We start from the raw sequence: 2,726 nt of genomic DNA, 5'->3' as shown, positions 1-2,726 counted from the left end.
GGGGTCCAGCGGGCTCGACGTGGACGAGGTGATCGGTGGCGGTGCCGGCGGTTTCCGTCCCAGCGCCGGTGGTGGAACGGGCTGATCGGGCATGCCGCGCCGGATACACGTCTTCGACCCGCCGCAGCGGTTCGTTGCGGGCACCGTAGGCCTTCCCGGCGCCCGATCGTTCTACCTGCAGGCCCGCGACGGGGCGCGGGTCGTCACCGTCGCGGTGGAGAAGGCACAGGTCGCATTGCTTGCCGAACAGCTGACCGAGCTGCTCGACGAGTTGAGCCGCCGCGGCGCGACGCCGCAGCCCGAGCCCGCCCCGGCCGACCCCGACCTGTCACCGCTCGATCTGCCGATCGACGAGGAGTTCCAGGCCGCGACGATCGCGCTCGGCTGGGATCCGCGTGGCGGACGGGTCGTCATCGAGGCGCAGGCGACGGGCCTGGCCGACCCGATCGTCGGATTCTCCGACGATCCCGACGGGCCGGACGCGGTCCGGGTCCTGCTGGGGTCCGAGCAGGCGCGCTCGTTCGTGCAGCGCGCGGCGCGGGTCCTGTCCGCGGGCCGGCCCTCCTGCCCGTTGTGCGGGCAGCCGTTGGACGACGGTCACGTCTGCCCGCGCCAGAACGGTCACCTGCGCTGATGCGGCCGGCGAGAGGCGCCGGGCCTGCCCGCCGCGGGTGTGCGGTCCGTGGCGGGGGTGCGGTCCGTGATAGCGGTGTGGTCCGGTAGGCCGGACGGTGTGGGAGAGATGTCGCTCACCGTCCGGTCCGGTGACATCACCCTGCCGGACCGGACAGACTGAGATGATGGGCGTCTCCGCGGCGAGTTCCACTCCGGGGTGGCGACCGCCACTGCATCCGATCGACGGGGGCGGCCTCGACGCCCCCGCCGCCCTCGACCTCCTTCGCCGTGGTGACCTCGAGATCACCGCCCGGCTGGTCGACGCGAGCAACACGACGCTCTGCTGCGACATCTGCGCCGACGGGGTGACCGGCCGCTGCGTCTACAAGCCGGTCCGCGGCGAACGCGCCCTGTGGGACTTCCCAGACGGCACCCTCGCCGCCCGCGAGCTGGCCGCCTACGAGGTCTCCGAGCAGCTCGGGCTTGGCATCGTCCCGCCCACCATTCTGCGTGACGGCCCGTTCGGCGAGGGCATGGTGCAGCTGTGGATCGACACCGACGTCACCGTGGACCAGGTGGCGCTGACCCGGTCCGACGACTCCCAACTGCGCCGGATCGCCCTGTTCGACGTCGTCATCAACAACGCCGACCGCAAGGGTGGGCACCTGCTGCCGGCGCCCTCCGGCCGGATTCACGGCATCGATCACGGTGTGACCTTCCACACGGACGGCAAGCTGCGCACCCTGCTGTGGACCTGGCGGGGAAGGCGGCTCGACGCCGAGGAGACCGCCTTGCTCGACGACCTGCGTGAGGCGCTCGGGGGCCCCTTCCGGGACCGGCTCGAGGAGCTGCTCACGGTTACCGAGGTCGACGCCCTCACCGTGCGGGTCGACGGGCTTCTGGCCGAGGGCCGGTTCCCGTTGCCCTTGGGGGACTGGCCGGCGATCCCCTGGCCGCCGTTCTGAGCGGGTTCCGGTTCTGGGCGGGTCACCGGTGCGGATACAGGTGCGGGAGAAGATGGGATGTCACCGTCGGTGACCCGAGGTGGATCGGCTTGGGATGCCGTCGGTTACGCTGCGGTTACTCCCCTTGCGCCCGCCGGAGAGTCGGTTCGCGGTTACTGTGACACGCATGCAGGCGTGGCCATCTCCTCCGATACGTTCTCTTCCCGGTCACGGGAAGCCACTGAGGATCTTCGATACGGCCACGTCGAGCGTACGCAAGTTGGCGCCGGCCGTCACCGCAAGGCTGTACGTGTGTGGCATCACGCCCTATGACGCGACGCATCTGGGGCATGCCTTCACCTACCTCACCTACGACCTCGCGCAGCGTGTGCTGCGAGACGCCGGGCATCACGTCCACTATGTACAGAACGTAACGGATGTCGATGACCCGTTGCTTGAGCGAGCCACCCGTGACGGGCTGGACTGGCGGGCCCTCGCCGACCGGGAGATCGACCTGTTCCGCGAGGACATGACCGCGCTGCGGATGTTGGCGCCGGACGCCTACGTCGGGGTGGTCGAGGCCATTCCGATGATCGTCGACATGGTGGCGGAGCTCGTCGACCGGGGCGCGGCCTACCAGGTCGACGACGACCTGTACTTCTCGATCGCCACCGCACCCGCCTTCGGGGAGATCTCGCATCTCAGCCGGGCCGAGATGCTGGCGATCTGCGCCGAGCGCGGGGGTGACCCGCGCCGGACCGGCAAGAAGGACCCCCTCGATCCGCTGCTGTGGCGCGCCCACCGCCCCGGCGAGCCGTCCTGGCCCTCGCCGTTCGGCCCCGGCCGGCCCGGCTGGCACATCGAGTGCTCCGCCATCGCCCGCCACTATCTCGGCGGGGTCATCGACATCCAGGGTGGCGGAACCGACCTGAGCTTTCCGCACCACGAGTGCAGCGCGGCGCACGCCGAGGTCGCCGCCGGCATCCGGCCGTTCGCCCGCAGCTACGTGCACACCGCGATGGTGAGCCTCGACGGCCACAAGATGTCGAAGTCGCGGGGCAACCTGGAGTTCGGCTCCCGGCTGCGCCGGGCCGGGGTGGATCCGGCGGCCCTGCGGCTGGCCCTGCTCGATCATCGGCACACCGAGGACTGGGAGTGGGCGCCGGG

3 protein-coding genes are annotated in these 2,726 nt (G+C 70.9%); all 3 read left to right on the top strand.

The features are described from left to right. Positions 1–91: 91 nt before the first annotated feature. Positions 92–634, top strand: a complete 543-nt coding sequence (locus AC08ON_RS03165) for a DUF3090 domain-containing protein (protein ID WP_476606347.1) — start codon at positions 92–94, stop codon at positions 632–634. A 166-nt stretch (positions 635–800) separates the two neighbouring features. Further along, entirely contained in the window at positions 801–1,580 is a 780-nt protein-coding gene (locus AC08ON_RS03160; RefSeq protein ID WP_476616422.1) for an SCO1664 family protein, read from the top strand. 94 nt (positions 1,581–1,674) lie between these two features. Further along, the coding region (gene mshC, locus AC08ON_RS03155) for a cysteine--1-D-myo-inosityl 2-amino-2-deoxy-alpha-D-glucopyranoside ligase (RefSeq protein WP_476616416.1) at positions 1,675–2,726 on the top strand (1,052 nt) is incomplete at its 3' end.

This window comes from Frankia sp. CoWAU3, from assembly GCF_977971855.1.
This window is presented reverse-complemented; position numbering and strand designations above follow the sequence as displayed.

Coding starts and splice junctions, on each gene's coding strand:
- AC08ON_RS03165 (WP_476606347.1), top strand. CDS start 92: ATGCCGCGCCGGATACACGTCTTCGACCCGCCGCAGCGGTTCGTTGCG.
- AC08ON_RS03160 (WP_476616422.1), top strand. CDS start 801: ATGGGCGTCTCCGCGGCGAGTTCCACTCCGGGGTGGCGACCGCCACTG.